This is a genomic window from Aquincola tertiaricarbonis (assembly GCF_000969605.1).
Classification (GTDB): Bacteria; Pseudomonadota; Gammaproteobacteria; order Burkholderiales; family Burkholderiaceae_C; genus Aquincola; species Aquincola tertiaricarbonis.
Window position 1 is genome coordinate 233684 of the sequence record NZ_JZUE01000002.1, and the last position, 25831, is coordinate 259514.

The window sequence follows — 25831 nt, forward strand, 5'->3', positions numbered from 1 at the left end:
CCGGCCCGCTACACTGCGCGGTTATCCGTTTCACGGCCTGAGTACGGCGCCTTATGCATCGACCCTCAATGTTCGTGACCACCGGCGTGCTGTGTGCCGCCGCCGTGTTGATGTCCTCCGCCGCACGGGCCCAGTGGGTGTGGAAGGACAGCCGCGGCCAGGTGCACGCCAGCGACCTGCCGCCGCCCCGCGACATCCCCGACAAGAACGTCATCCAGCGCCCTGCCGCCGCGCCCACGCCTCGGCCCGCGGCCCCGGGTGCCACCACGGCACCTGCGGCGCCGGCTTCGCCCGCCGCCTCGGTGCCGGCTGCGCGTGTCGATCCCGAGCTGGAGGCGCGCAAGCGCCGCGCCGATGAGGAACAGGCCGCGCAAAAGAAGGCCGAGGAAACGCGCCAGTCCAGCCAGCGCGTGGAGAACTGCAACCGCGCGCGGGAAGCGCTGCGGCAGCTGGAAAGCGGCCTGCGCATCGCCCGCGTGAACGAGAAGGGCGAGCGCGAGTTCCTGGACGACCAGCAGCTCGGCGCCGAGACCCAGCGCGCCCGGCAGGTGGCGGCCAGCGAGTGCCGCTGAACGGCTGACGCCGGCTCAGCGCGGCATCAGGCGCAACAGCGCCTCCACCCGCGGCCGCTCGGCGGCGCTGAAGTGCGCATCCAGGTGCGCCTGCATCGCCGCTGCCCGCTGCGCGGCCGACAGGCCCGGCTGCGCCTGCAGGCGCAGTTGCTCCGAGTGGGCATCCGACAGCCGCTGCTCCCAGGCCGCCCAGCCTTGCTGCAGGGCGAGTTGCTGCATCGGCGCATCGGGCAGCGGCTCGGGATGCAGCGCCAGCGGCGCCAACGACGCGAAGCTGGGCCCGGCGCCGCCGTTCAGCCGTGCGATGGTGGCACGCAGGCGGTCGTCCTCCTCGCGGTAGAAGGCTTCGGCCATGGCCGGGCCCAGCAGCTGCTGCCGCACCCGGGTGCGTTCGGCCAGGGCGGCGGCCAGTGTCTCGGGGCGGGAAGGATCGGCCACCGTCTGCCAGCGGTACTGCGCCAGCGCCAGGTAGCGGGCCCACAGCTGCCGCAGGTCGGTCGCCGCCTGTGGACCGTGGCGGTGCGCCACCTCGTCCACCAAGGCGTCGCGCAGTCGCTGGAGCGGCAGTTCGCCCTGCAGCGCAAGGTAGTGGTCCAGCCGCCGGCGCAGCGCCGGATCGGGCCGCAGCCGGCCGTCGGCACCCACCGTCCAATCGGCATCGGGCTCGGTGCCCCGCAGCGACGAACCGGCCAGCCACCGGGCCCAGTCGGCTGCATCCGAAGCCGCTGCGGGCCGCGGCGCGGCGGCCGTGTCGGGCGGCTCCTGTGCCGCGGCTGGCGCAGGCGATGGCGGGGGCACGGCCGGCGGCGTCTGCTGGCGCAAGCCCTGCTGCAGCTGCCACCCGCCGACCACGACCAAGGCCAGCGCGCCCACGACGCGCCACTTCACAGGCCCGCCCCCTTCAGGCGGTTGGCATGGGCGCGGTAGACCGCCACCGGATCGGGCGTGAACAGGCCGCGCAGGCCGAAGCTCTGGTTCACCTGGTCGAAGTGGTTCCAGGGCAGGTCGTCGCGGATCACCTGGCCCCACCGGGATGAGCAGGGGCTCACCAGGCCATCGCTGGCCGCGCCGAGGAAGGCGGTGGCACCGGTGACCAGGATGGCGTCGGTGGCATCGAGCAGGTTGGTGGCCGCCCCACGGCCACCGAAGGCGTAGTAGCGCACCCCGTTGACCAACGCCGGGCCCTGGCCACACGGCATGCTCGGGGCGCCCTGCGGAAACAGCCGATTGAAGGCCTGCGCCCCGCGGCTGGACAGGGACTGCGCCGCGGCCAGGCCGTCGATGGGCGCGGCACTGCCGGCGAACAGGCTCACCAGGCCACCGAGGGCACCCACCGCGGCACCGCCGAGCGCGGTGGTGCCAGTCGCGCCCGTGAGGGCCAGGAACGCATCGAAGCTGGCCGAGCCCTGATGCGGCGTGCCGATGGTGGTGACCGAAGCCACCAACGCCGGCGCGACCGCCGCCACGTAGCGTGCGCTGCTGCCGCCCTGGCTGTGGCCGATCAGGTTGAAGCGCGCGTGGCCATAGGTGGCCTGCCACCACTGCAGCTGGCGCAGCAACGCTTCGCCGCGCAGCACGGTGTCGTTGGCGGGGGACAGTTGCACCACCAGCACCTGCGCACCGCCGGCACGCAGCGCCTCGGGGATGCCGTAGAAGTAGTCGGTGGTGCCGAACAGCCGTTCGAAGCCGAACAGGCCGTGCACCAGCACGATGGGATGGCGGGTCCGGGTGTAGCCGTCGGCGTGGCAGGAGGCCGGCAGCACGGCCGGCAGCACGGCCAGCAACAGGGCGACGAAGCGCGATTTCACGAGGGTTCCAGGGCGATGGAGTCAGTGCGCCATCACCGCCGGCGCGTGGAAGACCGAAGGTTATTCGCGGCCGGCGTGGTCCCCGTCGCCTTTGACGCCGATACAACGCGATCTGCTCATCCGCGCCGCTGGCCCTTGTAGCGCAGCCGCCGCGCTTCCTTCGGATCGACCTGCAGCGGCCGGTACAGCTCGATGCGGTCGCGGTCGCGCAGCGGCTGGTCGGGCGGCGCCAGGCGGCCCCAGATGCCGTGCTTCAAGGCTTCGAGCCGCAGGCCATGGCGCGCCGGCAGGCCGCTTTGCAGCACGGCTTCACGCAGGGTGGAGCCGGCCGGCAACCGCAGCATCACCCGGTCGGTCTGGTCGGCGGCAGGGCTGTAGACGACTTCGATGCGCAGCGGCGCAGCGTCGTCAGCGCTTGCCATACACGGCTTCGGCGCGCTTGACGAAGCTGTCGACGAAGGTGTTGGCGATGCGGTCGAACACCGGGCTCACCGCGGCGCTGAGGGCGCGGCTGCTGAAGGTGTACTGGATGTCGAACTCGATCTTGCAGGCCTGCTGGTCGCCCTGCCCCACCGGCTTGAACAGCCAGGTGCCTTCCAGCATGGAGAACGGACCGTCCACCAGGCTCATGCGCACCGATTCACCCGGCACGTTGAGGTTGCGGGTGGTGAAGGCCTGGCGCAGGCCCAGGTACTTGAGGTGCAGTCGCGCGGTCATGCCGCTGTCGTCCCGCGTGAGGACCTCGGCCTGTTCGCACCAGGGCAGGAACTTGGGGTAGTCCTCCACCGCCACCACCAGCTCGTACATCTCCTGCGGCGAGTACCACAGCAAGACAGACTTTTTCACGTGCTTCATAGAATGGCCCGGATTGTAGGCGGCCGCTGCGCCCCCACTTTTGCCTGCAGCGGATCACGAAGTCCGCACCAGAACTCGAAAGCAAGCCGCCCCATGAGCAACATCGCCGAGAACCGCCGAGCCCGATTCGAATACCACCTCGAGGAGCAGTACGAGGCCGGCATCGTGCTGCACGGCTGGGAGGTCAAGGCCGTGCGCGCCGGCCAGGTGCAGCTCACCGATGGCTACGTGCTGATCCGCGATGGCGAGCTGTTCCTCATCGGTTGCCGCATCAATGCGCTGCGCACCGCCAGCACGCACGTCAGCCCCGAGGCCGACCGCACCAAGAAGCTGCTGATGAAGAAGGACGAGATCAAGCGTCTCGTCGGCAAGGTGGAGCAGCGCGGCTTCACGCTGGTGCCGCTGAACCTGCACTACAAGGGCGGCCGCGTGAAGGCCGAGATCGCGCTGGCCAAGGGCAAGGCCGAGCACGACAAGCGCAACACCGAGAAGAAGCGCGACTGGGAACGCGAGAAGGGCCGCCTGATGCGGCACAAGGTCTCGTCGCCGAAGGCCTAGCCCAGACGCTGCAGCGCCTGCTGCGCGTCGGCGATCAGGTCTTCCACCGCTTCCAGCCCCAGGCAGAAGCGCACCAGCGTGCCCCGGTACGGCGTGGGCAGGCTGCGCATCTCCGCGGCCTGGTACGGCACCGCCAGGCTCACGGGCCCGCCCCAGGACCAGCCGATCTTGAAGCGTTGCAGCGCATCGACGAAGGCATCGACCTGCGCCGGGCTGAAGCGCTCGGGGTCGAACTCCACCGTCACCAGGCCGGCAGCGGCCTTGCACAGCGCCTTCCAGTGGGCATGGCCGGGTGATTCAGGCAGGGCCGGATGCAGCACCCGCTTGAACTCGGACCGGCCCTGGCACCACTGCGCGAAGGCACGGCCGGCGGCATCCTGCGCGGCATAACGCAGCGGCATGGAGGGCAGCGAGCGCAGGATGGCCTCGACGTCGTTCACGCCCACGCCCAGGCCCAGCCGGGCGCGGGCCCAGGCCAGCTTCGGATGCAGCGCATGGTCGCGGTAGACCACCGAGCCCATCAGCACGTCGCCGCCGCCCGAGGGGTACTTGGTGAGCGCATGGATGGTGATGTCCACGCCGGCGTCGAATGCGTTGAAGGCCAGGCCGGCGCCCCAGGTGTTGTCCAGCGCCACCAGCGCCTGCGGCGCCTTCTCGCGCACGGTGCGAACCAGCGCCGGCAGGTCGGGGAACTCGAGCGTGACCGAGCCCGGCGCCTCGGTCCACACCAGCTTGGTGGCCGGCGTGATGGCCGCGGCCAGCGAGGCCGGGTCCAGGGCGTCGTACAGCGCCATCGTGATGCCCCAGCGCGCCAGGTCTTCCTTCGCGAAGCGGGTGCCGGGGCCGTAGCCGTTGTCGGGCAGCAGCACCTGGTCGCCGGCTTTCAGCAGCGCGATGTCCACCAGCGTGATGGCGGCCAGGCCGCTGGGCACCAGCAGCGCATGGGTGCCGCCTTCCAGCGTGGCCAGCCGCTCTTCCAGCAGGAAGGTGGTGGGCGTGCCGTGCAGGCCGTAGGTGTAGGCCGACTTGTCGATCCAGCGGCTGCTGCGCATCGCCGCCGTGTTCTCGAAGTAGATGGTCGAGGCCTTGAACACGCCCGCCGTGGGCGCGGCGAAGGCCGCCGGCGGCTGGTACGGATGGTGGATCAGCTCGGTGGCGCGGTGGTCGAGGTCGGGGGAATCGGCGCGGTCGGTCATGGTGGCGTCAGATGGGCATGGCGATGAGGTCGTGGCCCTCGGCGGCGATGATGCGGGCCTTGGTGAAGTCACCCACCTTCAGCGTCTTCGAGGCCTTTTGCGGCGGCAGCAGGCGCACGGTGCCGTCGATCTCCGGCGCGTCGGCATAGCTGCGGCCCAGGCCGCCCTTGCGGCCCAGCGCCGGCGCGCTGTCGATCAGCACCTGCATGGTGGCGCCCACGCGGCGCTGCAGCCGCTCGGCCGACACCCGCTCGGCCACGGCCATGAAGCGCGAGCGCCGCTCCTCGCGCAACTCGGCGGGCACCGGGTTGGCGATCTCGTTGGCAGTGGCGCCTTCCACCGGCGAATAGGCAAAGCAGCCGGCGCGGTCGATGCCCGCTTCCTGCACGAAGTTCAGCAGGTGCGCGAACTCCTCTTCCGTCTCGCCCGGAAAGCCGGCGATGAAGGTGCTGCGCACCACCAGCTCGGGGCAGATCTCGCGCCAGCGGGCGATGCGCTCCAGGTTGCGCTCGCCGCTGGCCGGGCGCTTCATGCGCTTGAGCACGTCGGGATGCGAATGCTGGAAGGGCACGTCCAGGTACGGCAGGATGCGGCCCGCGGCCATGAGCGGCAGCACCTCGTCCACGTGCGGATACGGGTACACGTAGTGGAGCCGTACCCAGGCGCCGTGCTGCGCAGCCAGCTCGCCCAGCTTCTCGCACAGGTCGAGCATGCGGGTCTTGACCGGCTTGCCGTCCCAGAAGCCGGTGCGGTACTTGACGTCCACGCCATAGGCGCTGGTGTCCTGGCTGACGACCAGCAGCTCCTTCACGCCGGCCTCGAACAGCGCCCTCGCCTCGCCCAGCACGTCGCCCACCGGGCGGCTGACCAGGTCGCCGCGCATGCTGGGGATGATGCAGAAGGTGCAGCGGTGGTTACAGCCTTCGCTGATCTTCAGGTAGGCGTAGTGCTTGGGCGTGAGCTTGATGCCTTGCGGCGGCACCAGGTCGACGAAGGGATCGTGCGGCTTGGGCACATGGATGTGCACCGCGTCCATCACCTCCTGCGTGGCATGCGGGCCGGTGACGGCCAGCACCTTGGGGTGCACCGCACGCACCAGGTTGCCGCCGTCGCTGCCGGCCTTGGCACCCAGGCAGCCGGTGACGATCACCTTGCCGTTGTCGGCCAGGGCCTCGCCGATGGTGTCCAGGCTCTCCTTGACGGCATCGTCGATGAAGCCGCAGGTGTTGACGATCACCAGGTCGGCCCCGGCAAAGGTCTTGCTGGTGTCGTAGCCCTCGGCACGCAGCTGCGTGAGGATGAGCTCGGAATCGGTGAGGGCCTTGGGGCAGCCGAGGCTGACGAAGCCGATCTTGGGGGCGGCAGCGCCGGCGGTGGGCGCGGCGGGCGAAACGGGGAGGTTCATCCCCGGATTGTCCCGCATCGCCTGCGGATGTCAGCGCTTCGGCGGAAAGCCCGGGAACAGCGTGCCCGCCTTGGCCATCTGTTCCTGCATCTGGTTGAACAGGTTCTTCGACTGCTCGAGGTAGGTGCCCATCAGGCCCTGCATGCCCGGTGCCTGGCCGCTGAGGAACTGGGTCCACATCTCGGGCGTGAAGGTGGCGGGGCCGGCCAGGCGCTTCTGCAGCTCGACGAAGGTCTGCAGGTTCTTCTCCAGGTACGCACCCATCATGCCCTGCATGCTGTGGCCGTAGAACCGGATGATCTGGGCCAGCATCTGCTCGGAGAACATCGGCACGCCGCCGCTCTCCTCCTCCAGGATGATCTGCAGCAGGATGCTGCGGGTCAGGTCTTCGCCGGTCTTGGCGTCACGTACCTCGAAGGCCTCGACGGCCAGCACCATCTGCTTGACGTCGGCCAGCGTGATGTAGCTGCTGGTCTGGGTGTCGTACAGCCGGCGGTTCGGGTATTTCTTCAGGACGCGCGGCCCGTCGCCGGCGGCGGTGCCGGCGTCTGCAGCATCCGCGGACACGCCGCGGCGAGGGGAAGCCATGCAGGGAACTCCTGATCGGATGGACGGTATCGAAAAGATTCTAGGGGGGCCCTGCCTGAGCCCGCGGGGGGTTTTCCCGCGGCAGTGCAGCAATCAGCGCAGGCGGTAGCTCAGCCGCCGGCCGTTGACCGTGGCATCCAGCGCCAGCCACTCGCCGCCGGGCGTGTACCAGAGCTCGATAGGCGACTCGTCGCCCGTCAGCCGCCAGTGCTCCGCCGGCACCGCGCTGCCGCGCACGTCGATCATGCCGGTGCCCACCGGCACCATCTGCACCGCCACGTTGCGGCCGGTCTGCGGATTGAGCAACTGGGCCTGGCGGCGCAGCGCCGGGTGCCAGTAGGCGAAGGTCATGGTGCAGGCCGGCAGCGCCGCCATGCCGGCCGGCGCACTCACGCGCAGGCCTTCGGGCTCCAGCCGGGCGCTCACGGTGGTGGGCTTGCCGTTGGCGTCGGTGCGGGCTTCCAGCTCGGCCAGGCAGTCGCCCTTCCAGCGCTCGCGGGCCTCATGCCGGTAGCGGTAGACGGTGATGCCCAGCAGCTTCACGTCGAAGCTGGCGATGCTGCGCAGCCGGCGCTCGCTGCCCTCGGCGCTCAGGCTGAAACGGTGCTCGCCCACCGGCTTGCCATCCAGCTGCACCTCGAAGTGCCATTCGGCCGGGCTGGCCGTCACCGCCGTGCGCGCCGCGCCGGGCGGTGGCGTGGAGGCCTGGGCCGCACCGGCCAGCAACAGCACGGCGGCCCACGAGGCGGCGGCCTTCATGCGCCTGGCCGCGGCGGCTTGCGCGGGCCCGGAATGAAGGCATTGGTGCGGGCGACATAATCCCGGTAGCCCGGGCGGCGTTCATGCATGTCCTTCTCCAGCAGGGTGACCCCCGACACCTTCAGCAGCAGCACCGTCATCAGCAGCGGCGACAGCAGCGCCCACCAGCCGCCGGCGGCCAGCGCCATCAGGCCCAGGCCCCACCAGACACAGCATTCACCAAAATAGTTCGGATGGCGCGAATGGCGCCACAGTCCGCGGTCCATCACCTGGCCCGTATTGGCGTCACGGGCCTTGAAGGCGGCCATCTGCGCATCGGCCACGGCCTCGAACAGCAGCCCGGCCACGGCGATGGCGGCGCCGACGGTGTCCAGCCCTTCCCAGTCGCGGGCATTGCCCAGTGCGCCCAGCGCCGCCGCCAGGAAGGGCAGCGCCACGATCCAGGCCAGCACCGCCTGCAGCCCGAACACCAGGTACAGGCTCTTGACCGCGAAGTACGGCTGGTTGCGCTCGCGGATGGCCTGGTAGCGCCGGTCCTCGCCATGGCCCCAGTTGCGCCAGCTGATGTAGGCCGCCAGCCGCAGCGCCCACAGCGCGCCGATGAACAGCATGGCCACGGTGCGCGGATCGGTCGCGCCCAGCTGCCAGGCGAACACCAGGCCCACCGCGACGATCATCAGCGACCAGACCCGGTCCACCAGGCTCACGTCATGCCGCACCACGCTGGCCAGCCAGGTGAGCACCGCCAGCACCACCGCCGCGGCCAGGCCGCCCGCAGCCACCTGCAGCGTCGTCATCGGGCCGGGGCCTGGCGCGGTGCCAGCAGGTAGTGGCTGACCCACCACTGGTTGCCGTCGTCGTAGCCGAACAGCTCGGCCACCGACATGAAGAAGAGCCGCCAGCGGGTCCACCACACAGCGGCGTCGGCACCGTAGGTGCGTTCGAACAGCGGCCACAGCGCGGGCCGCGCGGCGTCCATGTTGGACAGCCAGGCTTCGGCGGTGCGGGCGTAGTGGCGGCCGTTCCAGCGCCAGCGCTGCTGCAGCCTCAGGTCGTCCTGGCAATGCAGCACCAGGTCGTCGCTGGGCATCATGCCGCCGGAGAAGAAGTGGCGGCTCATCCAGTCGGTCTCGTCGCGCTCCACGAATTCATACGGCGTGGCGCGGTGGGCGAACACATGCATGAAGAAGCGGCCGTCGGGCTTCAGCCAGCCGGCCACGCGGCGGAAGGCCTCCGGCCAGTTGCGCAGGTGCTCGAACATCTCCACCGACACCACGCGGTCGTAGCGGTCCTCGGTGTGGAAGTGGTTGACGTCGGCGGTGATGACGCGCAGGTTGCGCAGGCCGCGCTCACGGGCCTGGGCCTCGATGTGCGCACGCTGCGATCGCGAGTTGGACACCGCGGTGACCAGGCTGCCGGGGTAGTGCTGGGCCATCCACAGCGACAGCGAACCCCAGCCGCAGCCCAGCTCCAGCACGTTCTGGCCGTCCGCCAGGCCGGCGCGCTCGCAAGTGGCGCGCAGCGCGGCGGCTTCCGACTCGGCCAGCGTGGCCACGCCGTCGGGCCACCAGCCGCAGCTGTACTTCAGGTGCGGCCCCAGCACCTGCTGGAAGAAGGCGGCCGGCACCTCGTAGTGCTGCTCGTTGGCCTTGTCGGTGAGCAGCGCCACCGGCGCCTGGCCCAGCGACCGAACGAAGGCGGTGGTGGCCTCGGCCGCGCGTTCCGGGTCGCGGTCGCCGATCTCGTCCAGCCGTTCCTTCAGCAGCCGGCGGATGCCCAGCCGCACCACCGAATCGGGCACCAGGCCCTGCTCCACCCAACCCACCGCGACACGCGCGCGAGATGACATGCCAACTCCCTTTCTGGTTCAAGACGAGGACCGAGGCCGCTCTGCATGCCCCGTACCGCAGCACGCTACGCAGCCCGGACGGGCCCGGATGCGGGCGCATAAGGGTAAGCGCTGGCGGCGGGCTGATGGCGCCAATCGACAAAAGCCTTGGACGGCATTCGGCCTCGCGCCTGTCGTCGTCATGCAGGCCACTACATAGCGCGTGCGATGCGTGACGCACCTCCTGGCGCCGTCGTGCCAACAGGCAGGATATATAGTTTGCTTTACAGCCCTGCCACCCCCATCACTGCCATGCGGCGCTCCACCCTGCCTTCGATCGCCCTGCTGCTCAGCCTGCTGGCGCTGGCCGGCACCGCAGCGGCGCAGCAGCTCACCGTCTCTGCCGCGGCCAGCCTGAACCAGGCCTTCACCGCGCTGGCTCCGGCCTTCGAGGCGGCGCATCCCGGCGCCCGGCTGCAGTTCAACTTCGCGGCCTCGGGCATGCTGCTGCAGCAGATCGCCCGTGGCGCGCCGGTGGATGTGCTGGCCACCGCCGACGCGCACACGATGAACCAGGCACAGGCCCAGGGCCTGGTGGCGGCGGGCCAGGCACGGGCCTTCGCTTCCAACAGCCTGGTGCTGGTGGTGCCCGCGGCCAGCAGGCTGCGGCCACGCACCCTGGCCGATCTGGCCCAGCCGGCCTACCAGCGCATCGCCATCGGCCTGCCGGCCAGCGTGCCGGTCGGGCGCTACACCCAATCGGTGCTGGAGGCCGCCGGCCACTGGCAGGCGGTGCAGCCCAAGATGATCGGCGCGCAGAACGTACGCCAGGCGCTGGACTACGTCGCCCGCGGCGAGGTGGATGCGGGCTTCGTCTACGCCACCGATGCGGCGCTGTTGCCCGACAAGGTGCAGGTGGCCTTGCGCGTGGCCACGCCGCAGCCGGTGCTGTACCCGGTGGCGCCGGTGTCGGCCAGCGCACAGCCGGCCCTGGCGCGGCAGTTCGCCGACTGGCTGCTGACGCCGCCGGCGCAGGCAGTGCTGGCCCGCCATGGCTTTGGCGCGCCGTGATGGGCGACGCCTGGGTGCCGCTGCTGCTCACCTTGAAGGTGGCGGGCTGGGCCACGGCCATCAACCTGGTGCTGGGCGTGGCCGCCGGCCATGCGCTGGCGCGCTGGCGCTTTCCGGGGCGCGACCTGCTGGACGCCGCGCTCACGCTGCCGATGGTGATGCCGCCCACGGTGCTGGGCTACTACCTGCTGGTGCTCATCGGCACGCAGGGGCCGCTGGGCGGCTGGCTGCTGTCCACCTTCGGTATTCGCCTCATCTTCACCTGGCAGGCGGCGGTGATCGCAGCCACGGTGGTGTCATTTCCGCTGGTGTTCAAGGCCGCGCGCGCCGCCTTCGAAACGGTGGACCCGCAGCTGGAAGACGCCGCCCGCACGCTGGGCATCGGCGAGGCGGCGGTGTTCTTCCGCGTGTCGCTGCCGCTGGCCTGGCGCGGCATCCTGGCCGGGCTGCTGCTGTCGTTCGCGCGGGCGCTGGGCGAATTCGGGGCCACGCTGATGGTGGCCGGCAGCATCCCGGGCAAGACGCAGACCTTGTCCATCGCGGTGTACGAGGCGGTGCAGGCCGGCCAGGACGACGCTGCCAACTTCCTGGTGGCCGTCACCTCGCTCACCTGCATCGCGGTGCTGCTGGCCGCCGGCCGGCTGCTGCCCGGCCGCCTGCCGCTACGGGGCTGAGGGCCTGGCCATGACGCAGCCCACCTGGGACGTGAGCCTGCAGCGGCAACTGGTCCACCAGGGCAGCCGCTTCACGCTGGACGTGCGCTTTGCCACCGCCCAGCCGCACCTGGCGCTGGTGGGCCCCTCGGGCGCCGGCAAGTCGCAGACGCTGAAGATGATCGCCGGCATCGCCCGCCCCGACGCCGGCCGGGTGCAGGTGGCCGGGCGGCTGCTGCACGACAGCGCCAGCGGCTTCAGCCTGCCGGCGCAGCGGCGCCGCCTGGGCTACGTGTTCCAGGACTACGCGCTGTTCCCGCACTTGACGGTGCGGCAGAACATCGGCTTCGCCCGCCGCGGCGGCTGGCTCAATCCGCAGCGCGCATGGCCCGACGACACGGTGCAGCGCTGGCTGCGCGCCTTCCACCTCACGGCCATCGCCGACCACCAGCCGCACCAGATCTCGGGCGGCCAGCGCCAGCGAACCGCCCTGGCCCGCGCGCTGGCCGCGGAGCCCGCCGCGCTGCTGCTGGACGAACCCTTCGCTGCGCTGGACAAGCCGCTGCGCGCCCACCTGCGCCGCGAACTGCGCGACCTGCGTGCCGACATCGACATCCCCACGCTGCTTATCACGCATGACGACGAGGATGCCGCGCTGCTGGCCGGCGAGGTGCTGCACATGCAGGCCGGCCGCCTGGTGCCGGCGGCGCAGGCCGCCCAGGCCGTGTGGGCCGAGGTGGCGCGATGACCGCCGGCCCGCGCCCGGCCCGCAGGCGCCGCCAGCCGCTGCACCTGGGCGGCGAGCTGTGGGTGGACAGCCCCGTCGGCCGGCTGGGCGGCGAAACCCGCATGGCCCTGCTGCGGGCGGTGGCGGAGCACGGCTCCATCACCCAGGCGGCACGGGCGGTGGGCCTGAGCTACAAGGGCGCCTGGGACGCGGTGGAGGCGATGAACCAGGCCGCCGGCGCGCCGCTGGTGGACCGCAGCGCCGGCGGCCGCGGCGGCGGCTCCACCCGGCTGACCGGCCACGGCCTGCGGCTGCTGCAGCGCTACCAGGAGGTGGACGCGGTGCACCGCCGGCTGCTCAGGCTGCTGGACGAGCAGGCCTTCGACCTGGAGGCCGACTTCTCGCTGACGAGGATCATGATCTTGAAGACCAGCGCCCGGAACCAGTTCGTCGGCCAGGTGACCGCGGTGCGCGCCGGCGCGGTGAACGACGAGGTGGAGATCACCGTGCCCGGCGGCCCGCGCATCGTGGCGGTGCTCACCCGCGACAGCACCGACTCCTTGGGCCTGCGGCTGAACATGACGGCACTGGCGCTGGTCAAGTCGTCGTCGGTGCTGCTGGCGGCCGAGGACCACGGCCTGCGGCTGTCGGCGCGCAACCAGTTCGCCGGAACGGTGCAGGGCCTGCGCACCGGCGCGGTCAACAGCGAGCTGACGCTGGCGCTGGATGCCGGCGGCGCGGTCACCGCGGTGGTGACCGAAGCCAGCGTGCGCGACCTGGGCCTGGTCGTGGGCAGCCGCGCGATGGCCTTCTTCAAGGCCTCCAGCGTGATCGTGGCCGTGGCGGCCTGAGCCTGCCGGGCCGCTACTTCACCAGCGGCCGCACGCTGGTGAAGCCGCCGTCCACCGGGATCACCTGGCCGGTCAGCCGCGCGGCACCCTCGCTCAACAGCCAGGCCATCACGCCGGCCACGTCGTCGGCGACCTGGATGCCGCCGAGCGGGTACTGGCGGGCGGCGCCTTCCCGCATCGCCGGCACCTTGAGCATCGAGGCCGTCATCGGCGTGTCGGTCATGCCCGGGGCCACGGCATTCACCCGCACGCCCTGCCCGGCATGGGTGGCCGCGGCGCTGCGCACCAGGGCCTCCACCCCGCCTTTGGCGGCGGCGATGGCCTCATGGTTGGCCACGCCGATGCGGGCCACCACCGAGCTGGCGAACACCGCCGCGCCCGCCCCGCCTTCCAGTCCGGCCAGCCAGGCCTGCAGCATGAACACCGCGCTGTCCAGGTTGACACGCATCACCTCGCGGTAGGCCTGCACGCTGGTGCGCGGCAGCGAGGCGATGAGCACGCTGCCCACGCAATGCGCCAGCAGGGTAGGCGCCGCGCCCAGCGCCTGGCGGCAGCCGTCGATGGCCTGCGCGGCGCCTTCCTGCGTGGTGGTGTCGGCGGCCAGGCGCAGCACGGCCGGCAGTTCGGCCAGGCGCGCGGCATCCCGCCCGACGGCCACCACCACGCAGCCCTGGGCCTGCAGGCGGGCGGACACGGCGCGCCCGATGCCGCCGCTGGCACCGGTCACGAGGGCGATGGGTTTCATGGCGTGCCTTCCTGGGGATGTGGCCCGCCGCGCTGGCGGCGGCAGGCCTGGCTGCAGAACTTCACCTCCGGCCAGCAGCGTGCCCAGCGGCTGCGCCAGCTCATGGCCCGCCCGCAGGCCGCGCACGGCTTGCTGGGCAGGGCGGCCTTGTTGCCGCGGAAGCCGCTGGCAGGCGCGGTCGCGTCCTGCGGCAACACGTGGCGGGACATCGCGCGCCGCGGCATCAGGCCTTCTTGGCCCAGGCGCTGCACCAGCCGGGCCCAGCCACCTGCTTGCCGGCGAACAACGGGCAGGCGGCGGCCTTGTCGGTGGGCTTGCCCTGGTACAGCGCGCAGTTGCCGCAGACCTGGCCGGCGGCGTACTTGGGGTACTTCTTGGTGTCCACGCGCTTGGCGTCGGCCACATAGCCGAGGGCGGTGGCCTGCGGGTCCTTCTCGTCGACCATGGCCTGGGCGGCCGCCGGCCCGGCGGCCAGGCCGGCGGTGGAGGCGGCCAGGCCAATGAGGAAGACGCGGCGTGGTGGGTTGCAGTGGTTCATGGAAGCTCCTTGCGATGGCTGGGGGCGTGAAGAAAGCGGTGCTTCATGCCGCGGCCGGATGGCCCTGCGGCGGCATGTCGGTGCCGGCGCGGCAGGCGTCGGCGGAGGTGTCCAGAGCGGGCGCGGCGGCGCGGCCTGCGGCGGTGGCCTGTGCGGTGCTGCGGGTCTGCGGTGCATGCCGCATGGCCTGCACCAGCGCCCGGGCCGAAGCCCAGGCCGCCTCCACGCCACCGCCGCCGAGGAAGTCGCCACAGGCACCCAGGCCCTGGGCGGCGTCCCACCAGCAGCTGGCGTCCACCTCGCCACCGGTGGTCATCGGCAGCGCGTAGCGCCAGCGGTGCACCACGGCATGGCGCCAGGCCAGCGGCTGCTGCAGCCAGCCTTGGAGCGCCGCCTGCAGCGCGGCCTGCACCTGGCTAGGCGGCTGCTCGAGCTGCTGGCGGCTCCAGCCGGCGCGGGCATGCAGCACCCAGTGCGCCTCGCCGGCCGGCGCCTGGCGGCCTGGACGCGCCGCATGGCGCAGCACCCAGGCCAGCGGCCCGTGCTGCGGCCGCGCCACATCCCAGGCCGGCATGCCAGGCGGTGCGTCGGAAACGCCCATCAGGGTCCAGCCAGGCTGCATCAGGGCCATCGCGGCGCGCTGGGCCCAGTCGCGCCGGTATTCGGCCAGCAGGGGCGCCGCCTGGGCCGGCGGCAGCGCCAGCACCACCGCATCGAAAGCCTGCGTGGGCAGCGGCCCGCTGCCCTCCAGCAGCCAGCCGGCCGGTGTCTTGCGCAAGCGCTCCACCGTTGCGTTCGGCGTGAACGGCAGGTGCTGCAACAGCCAGCGACAGGCGGCCGGCATGTCCGGCAGGCCGATGTACAGCGGGCCGGGCTCGTCCAGCGGACGGCTGCCGGGTGCCAGCGTGGGCCGCCACGGCGCCAGCACGCCGGCCTGCACCGCGGTGGCCACCCAGGCCTGGAAGGGCTCGCCCTGCGCCGCAAAGCCCGGCGCGCCATGGTCGAGCACGGTGGTCTGCAGCCGGCCTTCGGTGTCCGTCCACTGCAAGCGCCGCGTGGCCAGGCGCCCGCCCATGCCGCGCGACTTGTCGATCACCTGCACCCGGCAACCGCTCTCGGCCAACCAACGGGCGCAGCTGGCGCCGGCGATGCCGGCACCGATGACCGCCACTTCGATGCCTTGTGTCTTCAAAAACATGCTGCAAGGGTACGCACATCGGCGTCAGAATCGCTTCAACCTGCGCATGGCCCAGCGGCCGTGTCCGCTAATGCGATTCAAAGCCGATTCAATACGTGTCATGGCCTCTCACGCCTCCCCTGTCGATGCCGGCGGCCGCCACCGCAGTGGTGCGGTGGCGCGCATGCTGCGCATGCCGGTCGCCACCTTGCGCGTGTGGGAGCGGCGCTACGGCCTGACCCAGCCCGCGCTGTCGCCCAGCGGCCAGCGGCTGTACTCCGCCGACGACGTGCGTCGCCTGGCGCTGCTCAAGCAGTTGGTGGACGCCGGCCATGCCATCGGCAGCCTGGCGCTGCTGGACATGGCGCAGCTCCAGCAGGTGGCGGCCACCCACGCCAGCGCACTGGCGGCCCGGCCCATCGCGCTGCAGCCCGGGCCACTGGCCGCCGCGGCGCCCATGGCCAACGCAGCGCGGGTCTTCAGGGTGCAAGTGGTGGGCGGGGCGCTGTTCCAGCGGCTGCAGCAGCCGGCGCTGCAGCGGCGGCTGGGTCGGGCGGTGCAGTGGCTGGGGCCCTTCGACGACCTCGCGCAGGCGGAGGCCGATCGGCCACGGCAACCCGCCGATGCGGTGCTGATGCAACAGCCGCGCCTGCATGCGGACGCCGCCCCGTCCACCACCCGGCCCTGCGCACTGCTGTACCGCTTCGCCGCCGAGACCACGGCCGCCGCCTTAGCGGATTCAGGCGCCTGGCTGCTGCGCGAGCCGCAGAGCGACACGGTGCTGGCGCAATGGCTGGCCGCCTGGTGCGGCTCGCTGGCCGGGCCGGCGCCGTCTGCTGCCGCGGTCGCCGGTGGCTGGGACGATCCCGCCGCAGCGGCCACGCCCCGCCGCTGGGACGACGAGGCGCTGGCCGAATTCGCCGGACTGTCCACCACCATCGCCTGCGAATGTCCACGGCACGTGGCGGAGCTGCTGATGCAGCTGTCCCACTTCGAGGCCTACAGCGCCGAGTGCGAGCACCGCAGCCCCGAGGATGCCGAGCTGCATCGCGGCCTGCGCCACATGGCCGCCACGGCGCGCGCCCGCTTCGAGGCGGCGCTGGAGCATGTGGCCCGCCATGAAGGCCTGCTGCTGCCACCCTGAGGCCACGCCGCTAGCATCCACCGCGACATGACGAATGCCCACGACATGAACCACGCCCGCCCTGCCCGCCCAACCGTGGACCGCCGCACCGCCGCCGCCTGGCTTGCGGCCGGACTGCTGGCCGGCTGCGCAGGCGGCCCGCCGGTGGTGCCGGCCACGCCGCCCCGTCCTTCGCGCATGAGCGACGAGCAGGCGCAGGACGCCACGGTCCTGGCCCTGGGCCTGGTGGGCACCGCCTACCGCTATGGCGGCAACACGCCCGAGGGCGGCTTCGATTGCAGCGGGCTCATCATGTACGTGTACCGCGCGGCGGGGCTGGCCACGCCGCGCACCGTGCGCGAGATGAGCCTGTGGGGGCAGCCCGTGCATCCCAGCTTCGTGCGCACGGGCGACCTCGCCATCTTCGGCAGCCGCGGCGACGCGAGCCATGCCGGCATCCTGGTGGGCCAGGGCCGCTTCGTGCATGCGCCCAGCACCGGCGGCACGGTGAGCCTGGCACGGCTTGCCGAGGGTTACTGGTCCAGCCGGTTGATTGGCTACCGCAGGCCGCTGTAGTGAAGGGCCGAAAACGAAGTTCGGAACGCGAAAAACCCGGTAAGCCTTGATTTCTCAAGAGTTACCGGGTTTCAGTGTTGGTAGGCGCGATTGGACTCGAACCAACGACCCCCACCATGTCAAGGTGGTGCTCTAACCAGCTGAGCTACGCGCCTGGGGAAGCCTGTGACTATAGCAGACGTTTCGAAGCGCTGGCAAGCGGCTTGCGCCGCACGGTGCTCAACATAAAAACAACGACACTCGCGGCCGATGTCCAACACCCCCGCCCCGCCCTCTTCCGCCGCGGCCGGCTCCGGCCCTGCGCCGGTATCGCTGGCCCAGGCCTTTGCCTTCTGGCTCAAGCTGGGCTTCGTCAGCTTCGGCGGGCCGGCCGGGCAGATCGCACTGATGCATGCCGAGCTGGTCGAGCGCCGGCGCTGGATCTCTGAACGGCGCTTCCTGCATGCGCTGAACTACTGCATGGTGCTGCCCGGACCGGAAGCGCAGCAGCTGGCCACCTACATCGGCTGGCTGATGCACCGCACCGCAGGCGGCCTGGTGGCCGGTGGACTGTTCGTGCTGCCGTCGCTGCTGCTGCTGATCGGGCTGTCCTGGCTGTACCTGGCGCATGGGCAGGTGCCGGCAGTGGCCGGTGTGCTGTACGGCATCAAGCCGGCGGTGACGGCCATCGTGCTGGCGGCGGCGTGGCGCATCGGGTCGCGGGTGCTTCGCAATGCCTGGATGTGGGCGCTGGCGGCCGGAGCCTTCGTCGCGCTATTCGCCTTCGACCTGCCGTTTCCGCTGATCATCGCCGCGGCCGCCGGCATCGGCTTCCTGGGTGGGCGCTGGTCGCCGGATTCCTTCATGCCACGTGCGGCCGGCCATGCACCGACTGGCGCATCCGCACCGGTGGCGCAGGCGCCGGCGTTGATCGACGACGACACGCCGACGCCGGCGCATGCACGCTTCACCTGGCGGCGCTTCGGCCTGGTGCTGGCCGCGTTCATCGGCTTGTGGCTGCTGGCCTTCGGTGCGCTGGCGGCGCGCTTCGGGCTGGATGGCGCCTTGACGCAGATGGCCTGGTTCTTCACCAAGGCTGCGCTGATGACCTTCGGCGGGGCCTATGCGGTGCTGCCCTATGTCTACCAGGGCGCGGTGGACGACTACCGCTGGCTCACCGGCACCCAGATGATCGACGGCCTGGCGCTGGGCGAGACGACGCCCGGCCCGCTGATCATGGTGGTGGCCTTCGTCGGCTTCGTCGGCGGTTGGGGCCGCGCCCTGTTCGGGCCGGATGCGCTGGCGCTGGCCGGCATCGCAGGCGCGTGCGTGGTCACGCTGTTCACCTTCCTGCCCTCGTTCTGCTTCATCCTGCTGGGCGGGCCCTTCATCGAGACCACGCACGGCAAGCTGGGCTTCACCGCACCACTGACCGCCATCACCGCCGCGGTGGTGGGGGTGATCGTGAACCTGGCGGTGTTCTTCGCGCAGCATGTGCTGTGGCCGCAGGGCGTGGCCGGTGGCATGTGGCAGGGCTTCGACCCGGTGGCCGCGGTGCTGGGCGGGCTGGCCGCCATCGCGCTGTTCAGCGGGCGCGTGGGCGTGATCCCGGTGATCCTGGCCAGCGGCGCGGCCGGCGCGCTGCTCACGCTGCTGCGCTGACGCACGCGGGCGTCGGCTACTTGCGCCGCGCGTGCCGCACGCCGGCCACGCGGGCCACCTGGCCCAGCACCGCGGCCAGCCGGGCGGCATCGCCCACCTCGACGGTGAAGGTCATCCAGGCGGTGCCGCCGCGCACATGCTTGACCGACTGCGTGTGCACGCCGGTCACGTTCATCTTCTCCTTGGCGAAGACCTCGGAGATGTCGCGCAGGAGTGCCGGGCGGTCGGCGGCTTCCACCACCACGTCCACCGGATACATCGCTTCCTCGCCGCGCACGCCCTGCCCCGCGCCCCAGGCCACCGGGATCACGCGTTCCGGCTGCTGCGCGCGCATGTTGCGGAAGTTGGTGCAGTCCACCCGGTGCACCGCCACGCCCTTGCCGCGGGTGACGAAGCCGCCGATGGCATCGGGCGGCGCAGGCCGGCAGCAGCGCGCCAGGCTGGTGAGCAGCGAATCGACGCCCACCACCAGCACGCCGCCGCGCGGGGTGGCACCGTCGCCCTTGGAGCGGCGCAGCGCCACGATCTCGTCGGGCGTGGGTGCTTCCACCGGCGGGCGCAGCAGCTGCTCGATGTTGCGCAGCGAGTACTCGTCCTTGCCCACCACCTCGAACAGCGCATCGGCGCCGCGGAAGCCCAGCCGCGAGGCCAGGTCGTCGAGCTTGATGGCGGTGCGGCCTTCGCGCTGCAGCAGCTTTTCCACCAGCTCGCGGCCCTTGGCGATGGTCTGCGACTGCGCCAACGCGTTGAACCATGCCCGCACCTTGCTCTTGGCGCGCGAGCTGGCCAGGTAGCCCAGCTCGGGGTTGAGCCAGTCGAGCGACGGCCCACCTTCCTTGATGGCATTGATCTCCACCGTCTGGCCGTTGGCCAGCGGCGTGTTGAGCGGCACCATCGCGCCATCGACCTTGGCACCGCGGCAGCGGTGGCCCAGGTCGGTGTGCAGCGTGTAGGCGAAGTCCACCGGCGTGGCACCGGCAGGCAGCTCGATCACCGCGGCCTGCGGCGTGAAGACGTAGATGCGCTCGTCGCGTGCGCCGGCCGCATCGTCAGCCCCCTGCCCGGCGAAGTCGCGCTCCCAGGCCAGCAGCTGACGCAGCACCGAGCGCCGCGCCTCGGCCACGCGCTCGTCGTCGGCGCCCGCGGCCGAGACGCCGGCATATCCCTTGGCGCCCGCCTCCTTGTAGGCCCAGTGGGCAGCCACGCCGAACTCGGCGTACTCGTGCATGGCACGGGTGCGGATCTGCACTTCCACCGTGCGGCCGTCGTCGTCCAGCACCACCGTGTGCAGCGACTGGTAGCCGTTGGGCTTGGGCTTGGCGATGTAGTCGTCGTACTCGCCCTGCACCACGCGGTAGCGCTGCTGCACATGGGCCAGCGCGGCATAACAGGCCGGCACATCGGCCACGATGACGCGCATGGCCCGCACGTCGAACACCCGCGCGAAGTCCAGCCCCTTGCCCTGCATCTTCTTCCAGATGCTGTAGAGGTGCTTGGGCCGGCCCTGCACCTCGGCCTGCAGGCCGGCGGCCTGCAGCTGCTGCGCTAGCTGCTGGCGGAAGGCCTCGACACCGGCTTCGCGCTCCACGCGCTTCTCGTCCAGCAGCCGCGCCATGCGCTTGTAGTCGTCGGGCCGCAGGAAGCGGAAGGACAGGTCTTCGAGCTCCCACTTGATCTGCCAGATGCCCAGGCGGTTGGCCAGCGGCGCGAAGACCTGCTGGGTTTCCATCGCCAGCGCCTCGGGGCATGGCGTGCGGGAGGCGGCATACCAGCGCAGCGTCTGCAGCCGCGAGGCCAGCCGCAGCAGCACCACGCGCAGGTCGCGCGAGAAGGCCAGCAGCATCTTGCGCACCCGCTCCGTCTGCACCGCGCGGTCGGCGACGGCCAGCCGGGCTTCACGCGCCGCACGCTGGATCTGCACCAGCTTGACGGTGTGCAGCACCAGCCCGGCATAGGAAGGCCCGAAGGCCTTGGCGATGACTTCTTCCGGCCGCTGCAGGAAGTCGGCCGAATACACCAGGTAGGCCGCGGCCTGCATCGCGGGCGAGGCGCCGATGTCATGCAGGATCGCGGCCACGCCGTCGGCATGGCCGAGGGCATCTTCGCCGGTGTCCAGCACTTCGCCCTGCAGCAGCGGCTGCGCGAAGCTGCGTGCGCGGTGCTTGGCGTCCAGTTCGTCGGCCACGTCGGCCAGCCGGACGATGGTGGCAGCGTGGTCGGTGGTGACTTCGGGGGCGTGGCTCTTCACGGGGCGACGATCACGGGGACAACAGGAAGTCGCGCACGGCCTTCACTTGGTCGGGTTGCACCAGCGTGGGCGCATGGCCCACGCCTTCGAATTCGACGAGCCGCGCCCGTGGTCCGCGCCGGGTCATGGCCTGCGCGGTGGTCGCCGACAGCAGGTCGCTCTGCGCGCCGCGCGTCAGCAGCGTGGGGCAGGCGATGGCGTCATAGGCGGCCCACAGCATGGCCTCGCCGGCCTTGGCCATCTCCGGCGTCATGCCCTGGAAGGCCAGGCCGATGGCCGGGTCGTAGTGCGGCTTGAAGCCATCGCCGTCGGGCTTGAGCTGTGGCCGCGTGAGCGCCAGCCACTGTTCGTCGGAATGTGGGCCGAAGCCCTGCGAGATGGCCCACAGCGCGGCCGCGGCCTCCTGCTCGCTGGCCCAGTGCGCCGGCTTGCCCACATAGGTGCCGATGCGGGCCAGGCCTTCATAGTCGATGGCCGGGCCGATGTCGTTGAGCACCAGCTTGCGCACCGGTGTGTTGGGTAATGAGGCCAGGCCCATGCCGATCAGCCCGCCCATCGAGGTGCCGACCCAATCGATGCTGTCGACGCCCAGCCGCGCCACCAGCGTGACCATGTTGGACACATACGCAGGGACTGCATAGCCGGCCGGATCGGCCAGCCAGTCGGACCGGCCGCGGCCGGGCACGTCGGGGCAGATGACGCGGTACTCGTCGCACATTGCGCGGGCCAGGACGTCGAAGTCGCGGCCCTGCCGCGTCAGGCCATGCACGCACACCAGCACCCTGGGATTGGCCGCGTCGCCCCACTCCCAATAAGCCATGCGATGCAGGCCGCGGCTGCCAAGGCATTGCACATGCTGGAGGACGGGTTCGACGGTCATGGAAAGGTGCCCCTGCGTTTGATAATGCATCGTAGCAACCCCCTCACGGAGATCTGGAATGCTCAAAGGAAAGACCGCCCTCGTCACGGGCTCGACCAGCGGCATCGGGCTGGGCATCGCGATGCGGCTGGCCGCGCAGGGCGCCAACATCATGCTCAACGGCTTCGGCGACCATGCCGGACCGAAGGCACAGGTGGAAGCGCTGGGCGTGAAGGTGGCCTACAACGGCGCCGACATGAGCAAGCCCGACGAGATCGAGGCGCTGGTGCGCGAGACCGAGGCCGAGTTCGGCGCGGTGGACATCCTGGTCAACAACGCCGGCATCCAGCATGTGGCGCTGGTGGAAGACTTTCCGCCCGAGAAGTGGGACGCGATCATCGCGATCAACCTCACCTCCGCCTTCCACACCACGCGCCATGCGCTGCCCGGCATGAAGCAGCGCAACTGGGGACGCATCATCAACGTGGCCAGCACGCACGGGCTGGTGGCCTCGGCGCAGAAGTCGGCCTACGTGGCCAGCAAGCACGGCATCCTGGGCTTCACCAAGGCGCTGGCGCTGGAGACGGCCACCACCGGCGTCACCGCCAACGCCATCTGCCCCGGCTGGGTGCTGACGCCGCTGGTGCAGAAGCAGATCGACGACCGCGCCGCGCGCGAAGGCATCTCGGTGGACCAGGCCAAGCGCGACCTGCTGGGCGAGAAGCAGCCTTCGCTGCAGTTCACCACGCCCGAGCAACTGGGCGACCTGGCGGTGTTCATGTGCTCGGCCGCGGCCGACAACCTGCGCGGCGCCGCCATCAACGTGGACGGCGGCTGGGCCGCGCAGTAGGCCTCAGCCCCGCCGGGCCGCCCCAAGGGGCTGAGATCCCCCTCGGGGGGCGCGAGCGCAGGGAGCTTGGGGGCCGGCTACTTCATCTGCACCGTGCCGCTGACCGTGGCGGTGACGGTGCTCTTGCCGGCTTCCACCGGCAGGGCCTCGTCCATCTGCGCGGCCGCGGCGCGCATGTAGGTCTTTGGCGCGATGGGAATCGACCCCACCTCGTTGGTCTGCACGTTCACCTCACGCACGGTGGCCTCCTGGTAGCCGAAATGCCGGGCCATCTCGGTGGCCTGCGCCTGGAAGCGCTTGATCGCCTGCGCGGCGACCTCGGCCTCCACCTTCTGCGTCGCCTCGCGCGACAGGCCGTAGTTCACGCGGCCGATCGTCATCGTCGAGATGCGGCCCGACAGCTGCGAGATGGCGGCCATGTCGCGGCCCTGCACCACCAGTTCCGCCGTGCCCTGCCAGCCGTTGATGGCGCCTTTGGCCGCATAGCGCGGATAGAGCGAGAAGTTGCCCGTCTGCACCTCCACCTGCTCCGGCCGGGCGGCCTTTCGGGCCTCGGCCAGCGCGGCGTCCAACGCCTGCTTGAGCTGGGTTTGCACCGTGGCCGCATCCGTCCCTTCGCGCGTCGCGGTGAAGGTGATGGTCAGCAGGTCCTTCGCCACTTCCACACTGGCGCTGGCGTTCAAGCCGAGCACCCCTTGCGGCGCGGGCAGCACCGCCTGCTGGGCCGAGGCGCTGAAGGCCGCCAGGCCCACCAGGGCGGCGAGCAGCGCCGAACGGCGGATGGTGGCGCGGGGACGATCGATCGTGGGTTTCATGAAGCTCCTGTGGGCAAGAAAAAGTGACGCCGCAACGGCTGCGCCAGACCGGCACCTGCGCTGGAGGGGGCCGCTCTCCGCTGGGCATGCGCCCTGCCAACAACCGCTGGCCATGGCACCGGGTTGACTGGCGGACCGGCCTTTGGTTACCGAAAGACTTGTAACCACGGGTCAGAACAAGGGTTAACCCTTAGTCTTTCCTGCGCACAATGCGCCTGTTACAAGTTTGGAGTCCACATATGAACGCACCCGCAAACACACGGCCGGACCGGATCGTCGTTGTTGATGACGATGCCCGCATTCGTGATTTGCTGCGGCGCTACCTGACGCAGGAAGGTTTCGAGGTGCTGCTGGCCGAAGACGCCAAGGCGCTCAACCGCGTCATCACCCGCGAGACCATTGACCTGATCGTGCTCGACCTGATGCTGCCGGGCGAGGACGGCCTGTCGATCTGCCGCCGCCTGCGCGCGGCCAACGACGTCACGCCCATCATCATGCTCACCGCCAAGGTGGAGGACGTCGACCGCATCGTCGGCCTGGAGGTGGGCGCCGACGACTACCTGCCCAAGCCCTTCAACCCGCGCGAGCTGCTGGCCCGCATCCATGCAGTGCTGCGCCGCCGCCCGGCGATGGAAGCGCCCGGTGCGCCGGCCAAGGAAGCGCAGACCGTCACCTTCGGCCCGTTCGAGTTCGACCTGTCGCTGCGCCGCCTGACCAAGGACGGCGAGCAGATCGCGCTGACCACCGGCGAGTTCTCGATGCTCAAGGCGCTGGTGCGCCACCCGCGCCAGCCGCTGTCGCGCGACAAGCTGGCGCAGCTGGCCCGCGGCCGCGAGTTCGAGCCCTTCGACCGCAGCCTGGACGTGCAGATCAGCCGCCTGCGCAAGATGATCGAGCCCGACCCGGCGCAGCCGCGGTACATCCAGACGGTGTGGGGCGTCGGTTATGTCTTCGTGCCGGACGGCGCAGCCTGATCTTGAGGCGCTTTCTCTTCGCTGACTGCGGGCATCATCGCGCCCGATGAGCAGCCGTCATGTCGCCCTCAGCCTCTTCTGGCGCACCTTCGTCCTGCTGGCCCTGCTGCTGACGGGCGGCATCTTCGCGTGGGTGCAGACCCTGCGCGCGCTCGAATTCGAGCCGCGCGCGGTGCAGGCCGCGCAGCAGATCGCGGCGCTGGTCAACCTGAGCCGCGCTGCGCTGCGCTACTCCGACAGCATCAGCCGCACCTCCATCGTCAAGACCATGGACGACCAGGATGCGCTGCGGGTGCTGCCACGCGAGCCCGGTGACCGCTGGGAGCCTTTCGAGGTCGACCGCTTCACCCGCCGCGTGGGCCAGGAGCTGCACAACCGGCTGGGCGCCGAGACGCTGGTGGCGCGCACCGTCAACGGCCGCGACGGGCTGTGGGTGGGCTTCACCATCGAGAACGACCTGTACTGGCTGCAGGCCGAGTCCACCCGCGTGGTGCCGCTGACGCCGGGCACCTGGTTCGTCTGGGTGGGCATCGCGCTGCTGGCCACGCTGGTGGGTTCGGTGGCCATCGCGCGGCGCATCAACCAGCCCCTGCGCGAGCTGTCGTTCGCGGCCAGCCGCATCCGCGACGGCGAGTTCGATTCGCGGCTGGACGAGAACACCCTGACCAGCGAGATCCGCGAGGTCAACATGGGCTTCAACCGCATGGCGCGCGAGCTTGCCAAGGTGGAGGAAGACCGCGCGATCATGCTGGCCGGCATCAGCCACGACCTGCGCACGCCGCTGGCGCGGCTGCGGCTGGAAGCGGAGATGAGCGTCAACGACGACGAAGCGCGGCGCAACATGGCGATGGACATCGACCAGCTCGACGCCATCATCGACAAGTTCCTGGACTATGCGCGGCCGGGCGATACCCGGCTGGTGCCGGTGCACCTGTCGATGCTGATCGACCGCGAGGCCGCGGGCTTCCGCGACCCGGCGCTGCAGATCACCTCACGGGTGGCCATCGACGTCAAGGTGATGGCCGACGAGACCGAGCTGGGCCGCGTGTTCCAGAACCTGTTCGAGAACGCGCGCCGCTATGGCCAGACGCCCGGCACCGGCATCACCCGCATCGACGTCAGCTATTCGCGCGCCGGCCCCTGGGTGACGGTGAGCGTGCGCGACCATGGCCGCGGCGTGGCCCCCGAGAAGCTGGCCGAGCTGACCACGCCCTTCTACCGCGGGGACACCGCCCGCACCGCCGCCACCGGCGCCGGCCTGGGCCTGGCCATCGTCGACAAGTCGCTGCAGCGCATGGGCGGCAATCTGGAGCTGGCGAATGCGGCCGAAGGTGGGCTGGTGGCCCACGTCAAGCTCAAGCGCGCACCGTAGAGCGGGCACCCGGTCCCGCGGGTACGCGGGCCCGCCCGCCGA

29 protein-coding genes and 1 tRNA gene are annotated in these 25831 nt (G+C 71.0%); 12 read left to right on the forward strand and 18 right to left on the reverse strand.

Translation table 11 applies throughout. The features are described 5' to 3' along the window. The first annotated feature begins 68 nt into the window (after nucleotides 1-68). The gene (locus tag VO99_RS03340) at nucleotides 69-572 is read left to right on the forward strand and encodes a DUF4124 domain-containing protein (RefSeq protein WP_046111380.1); all 504 of its coding nucleotides are present in this window, start codon (nucleotides 69-71) and stop codon (nucleotides 570-572) included. Between the two features lie 15 nt (nucleotides 573-587). Here VO99_RS03340 and VO99_RS03345 read toward each other — a convergent pair whose 3' ends face one another. The 4 genes from VO99_RS03345 to VO99_RS03360 form a co-directional block, all read right to left on the reverse strand. Beyond that, nucleotides 588-1460: a lipase chaperone gene (locus tag VO99_RS03345; RefSeq protein ID WP_046111381.1), complete on the reverse strand. Its 873-nt coding sequence runs from the start codon at nucleotides 1458-1460 to the stop codon at nucleotides 588-590. After that, complete coding sequence (locus VO99_RS03350) at nucleotides 1457-2380, reverse strand: esterase/lipase family protein (protein ID WP_052736066.1); 924 nt, start codon at nucleotides 2378-2380, stop codon at nucleotides 1457-1459. The genes VO99_RS03345 and VO99_RS03350 overlap by 4 nt, the downstream gene beginning before the upstream one ends. Before the next feature lie 116 nt (nucleotides 2381-2496). Beyond that, the gene (locus VO99_RS03355) at nucleotides 2497-2802 is read right to left on the reverse strand and encodes an RnfH family protein (protein ID WP_046111382.1); all 306 of its coding nucleotides are present in this window, start codon (nucleotides 2800-2802) and stop codon (nucleotides 2497-2499) included. Further along, nucleotides 2789-3235, reverse strand: coding sequence for a type II toxin-antitoxin system RatA family toxin (locus tag VO99_RS03360; protein ID WP_046111383.1), 447 nt, complete (start codon nucleotides 3233-3235; stop codon nucleotides 2789-2791). The genes VO99_RS03355 and VO99_RS03360 overlap by 14 nt, the downstream gene beginning before the upstream one ends. 3 nt (nucleotides 3236-3238) lie before the next feature. On the opposite strand from VO99_RS03360, the gene smpB reads away from it, so the two are divergent. Further along, entirely contained in the window at nucleotides 3239-3793 is a 555-nt protein-coding gene (gene smpB / locus VO99_RS03365; protein ID WP_083440329.1) for an SsrA-binding protein SmpB, read from the forward strand. On the opposite strand, the gene VO99_RS03370 is transcribed toward smpB, so the two are convergent. The 6 genes from VO99_RS03370 to VO99_RS03395 all read right to left on the reverse strand — a co-directional run bounded on the left by VO99_RS03370 (nucleotide 3790) and on the right by VO99_RS03395 (nucleotide 9590). Next, a complete protein-coding gene (locus VO99_RS03370; protein ID WP_046111385.1) occupies nucleotides 3790-4989 on the reverse strand; it encodes a PLP-dependent transferase in 1200 nt (399 codons plus the stop codon). The genes smpB and VO99_RS03370 overlap by 4 nt on opposite strands. A gap of 7 nt (nucleotides 4990-4996) precedes the next feature. Continuing rightward, nucleotides 4997-6394 (reverse strand): 30S ribosomal protein S12 methylthiotransferase RimO, encoded by a 1398-nt coding sequence (gene rimO, locus VO99_RS03375; protein ID WP_046111386.1) that lies wholly within the window; start codon nucleotides 6392-6394, stop codon nucleotides 4997-4999. Nucleotides 6395-6424: 30 nt separating this feature from the next. After that, nucleotides 6425-6982 carry a polyhydroxyalkanoate synthesis repressor PhaR gene (gene phaR, locus VO99_RS03380; protein ID WP_083440330.1) on the reverse strand — a complete coding sequence of 186 codons (558 nt, stop codon included), beginning with the start codon at nucleotides 6980-6982 and terminating at the stop codon, nucleotides 6425-6427. Nucleotides 6983-7075: 93 nt separating this feature from the next. Beyond that, on the reverse strand, nucleotides 7076-7741 hold the full coding sequence (locus VO99_RS03385) for a DUF6134 family protein (RefSeq protein WP_052736067.1): 666 nt from the start codon (nucleotides 7739-7741) through the stop codon (nucleotides 7076-7078). Next, complete coding sequence (locus tag VO99_RS03390; RefSeq protein ID WP_046111388.1) at nucleotides 7738-8538, reverse strand: DUF1295 domain-containing protein; 801 nt, start codon at nucleotides 8536-8538, stop codon at nucleotides 7738-7740. Before VO99_RS03390 ends, VO99_RS03385 begins: the two co-directional genes overlap by 4 nt. After that, nucleotides 8535-9590 carry an SAM-dependent methyltransferase gene (locus VO99_RS03395; RefSeq protein WP_046111389.1) on the reverse strand — a complete coding sequence of 352 codons (1056 nt, stop codon included), beginning with the start codon at nucleotides 9588-9590 and terminating at the stop codon, nucleotides 8535-8537. The genes VO99_RS03390 and VO99_RS03395 overlap by 4 nt, the downstream gene beginning before the upstream one ends. 291 nt (nucleotides 9591-9881) lie before the next feature. On the opposite strand from VO99_RS03395, the gene modA reads away from it, so the two are divergent. Genes modA through VO99_RS03415 form a run of 4 tightly spaced genes read left to right on the forward strand, consistent with a single transcriptional unit; the run spans nucleotide 9882 to nucleotide 12871 of the window. Continuing rightward, entirely contained in the window at nucleotides 9882-10640 is a 759-nt protein-coding gene (gene modA / locus VO99_RS03400) for a molybdate ABC transporter substrate-binding protein (protein ID WP_046111390.1), read from the forward strand. Continuing rightward, a complete protein-coding gene (gene modB, locus VO99_RS03405) occupies nucleotides 10640-11314 on the forward strand; it encodes a molybdate ABC transporter permease subunit (RefSeq protein ID WP_046111391.1) in 675 nt (224 codons plus the stop codon). The genes modA and modB overlap by 1 nt, the downstream gene beginning before the upstream one ends. A gap of 10 nt (nucleotides 11315-11324) precedes the next feature. Next, the gene (locus tag VO99_RS03410; protein ID WP_046111392.1) at nucleotides 11325-12041 is read left to right on the forward strand and encodes an ATP-binding cassette domain-containing protein; all 717 of its coding nucleotides are present in this window, start codon (nucleotides 11325-11327) and stop codon (nucleotides 12039-12041) included. Then, nucleotides 12038-12871, forward strand: a complete 834-nt coding sequence (locus tag VO99_RS03415; RefSeq protein ID WP_046111393.1) for a TOBE domain-containing protein — start codon at nucleotides 12038-12040, stop codon at nucleotides 12869-12871. Before VO99_RS03410 ends, VO99_RS03415 begins: the two co-directional genes overlap by 4 nt. Before the next feature lie 13 nt (nucleotides 12872-12884). On the opposite strand, the gene VO99_RS03420 is transcribed toward VO99_RS03415, so the two are convergent. From VO99_RS03420 to VO99_RS03435, 4 genes are read right to left on the reverse strand one after another with little or no spacing between them, the layout of a single operon-like run. After that, nucleotides 12885-13616, reverse strand: a complete 732-nt coding sequence (locus VO99_RS03420) for an SDR family NAD(P)-dependent oxidoreductase (RefSeq protein ID WP_046111394.1) — start codon at nucleotides 13614-13616, stop codon at nucleotides 12885-12887. Next, on the reverse strand, nucleotides 13613-13840 hold the full coding sequence (locus VO99_RS03425) for a DUF2256 domain-containing protein (RefSeq protein WP_083440348.1): 228 nt from the start codon (nucleotides 13838-13840) through the stop codon (nucleotides 13613-13615). Before VO99_RS03425 ends, VO99_RS03420 begins: the two co-directional genes overlap by 4 nt. Then, the gene (locus tag VO99_RS03430; RefSeq protein WP_046111395.1) at nucleotides 13840-14154 is read right to left on the reverse strand and encodes a high-potential iron-sulfur protein; all 315 of its coding nucleotides are present in this window, start codon (nucleotides 14152-14154) and stop codon (nucleotides 13840-13842) included. The genes VO99_RS03425 and VO99_RS03430 overlap by 1 nt, the downstream gene beginning before the upstream one ends. Nucleotides 14155-14197: 43 nt before the next feature. Beyond that, nucleotides 14198-15352 (reverse strand): NAD(P)/FAD-dependent oxidoreductase, encoded by a 1155-nt coding sequence (locus VO99_RS03435; RefSeq protein ID WP_083440331.1) that lies wholly within the window; start codon nucleotides 15350-15352, stop codon nucleotides 14198-14200. Nucleotides 15353-15452: 100 nt separating this feature from the next. Between VO99_RS03435 and VO99_RS03440 the strand changes: the two genes are divergently transcribed. Together VO99_RS03440 and VO99_RS03445 are read left to right on the forward strand one after the other, a co-directional pair. Further along, the gene (locus tag VO99_RS03440; protein ID WP_083440332.1) at nucleotides 15453-16475 is read left to right on the forward strand and encodes a MerR family transcriptional regulator; all 1023 of its coding nucleotides are present in this window, start codon (nucleotides 15453-15455) and stop codon (nucleotides 16473-16475) included. Nucleotides 16476-16502: 27 nt separating this feature from the next. Further along, nucleotides 16503-17030: a C40 family peptidase gene (locus tag VO99_RS03445; RefSeq protein ID WP_232315252.1), complete on the forward strand. Its 528-nt coding sequence runs from the start codon at nucleotides 16503-16505 to the stop codon at nucleotides 17028-17030. Nucleotides 17031-17108: 78 nt separating this feature from the next. Here VO99_RS03445 and VO99_RS03450 read toward each other — a convergent pair. Further along, nucleotides 17109-17185 (reverse strand) — tRNA-Val (locus VO99_RS03450). A gap of 94 nt (nucleotides 17186-17279) precedes the next feature. Between VO99_RS03450 and chrA the strand changes: the two genes are divergently transcribed. Next, nucleotides 17280-18671, forward strand: coding sequence for a chromate efflux transporter (gene chrA / locus VO99_RS03455; RefSeq protein WP_046111396.1), 1392 nt, complete (start codon nucleotides 17280-17282; stop codon nucleotides 18669-18671). 16 nt (nucleotides 18672-18687) lie between these two features. On the opposite strand, the gene VO99_RS03460 is transcribed toward chrA, so the two are convergent. After that, nucleotides 18688-20919 (reverse strand): RelA/SpoT family protein, encoded by a 2232-nt coding sequence (locus tag VO99_RS03460; protein WP_046111397.1) that lies wholly within the window; start codon nucleotides 20917-20919, stop codon nucleotides 18688-18690. A 10-nt stretch (nucleotides 20920-20929) separates the two neighbouring features. Further along, on the reverse strand, nucleotides 20930-21799 hold the full coding sequence (locus tag VO99_RS03465; RefSeq protein ID WP_046111398.1) for an alpha/beta fold hydrolase: 870 nt from the start codon (nucleotides 21797-21799) through the stop codon (nucleotides 20930-20932). Nucleotides 21800-21857: 58 nt separating this feature from the next. On the opposite strand from VO99_RS03465, the gene VO99_RS03470 reads away from it, so the two are divergent. Next, the gene (locus tag VO99_RS03470) at nucleotides 21858-22628 is read left to right on the forward strand and encodes a 3-hydroxybutyrate dehydrogenase (protein WP_046111399.1); all 771 of its coding nucleotides are present in this window, start codon (nucleotides 21858-21860) and stop codon (nucleotides 22626-22628) included. A gap of 77 nt (nucleotides 22629-22705) precedes the next feature. Here VO99_RS03470 and VO99_RS03475 read toward each other — a convergent pair whose 3' ends face one another. Then, nucleotides 22706-23443 carry an SIMPL domain-containing protein gene (locus tag VO99_RS03475; protein WP_083440333.1) on the reverse strand — a complete coding sequence of 246 codons (738 nt, stop codon included), beginning with the start codon at nucleotides 23441-23443 and terminating at the stop codon, nucleotides 22706-22708. A gap of 239 nt (nucleotides 23444-23682) precedes the next feature. Here VO99_RS03475 and ompR point away from each other — a divergent pair, with 239 nt between their 5' ends. Both ompR and VO99_RS03485 read left to right on the forward strand, forming a co-directional pair. Then, complete coding sequence (gene ompR, locus VO99_RS03480; RefSeq protein WP_046111400.1) at nucleotides 23683-24417, forward strand: osmolarity response regulator transcription factor OmpR; 735 nt, start codon at nucleotides 23683-23685, stop codon at nucleotides 24415-24417. 46 nt (nucleotides 24418-24463) lie between these two features. Continuing rightward, a complete protein-coding gene (locus VO99_RS03485) occupies nucleotides 24464-25789 on the forward strand; it encodes a sensor histidine kinase family protein (protein WP_046111401.1) in 1326 nt (441 codons plus the stop codon). The last annotated feature ends 42 nt before the right edge of the window (nucleotides 25790-25831 follow it).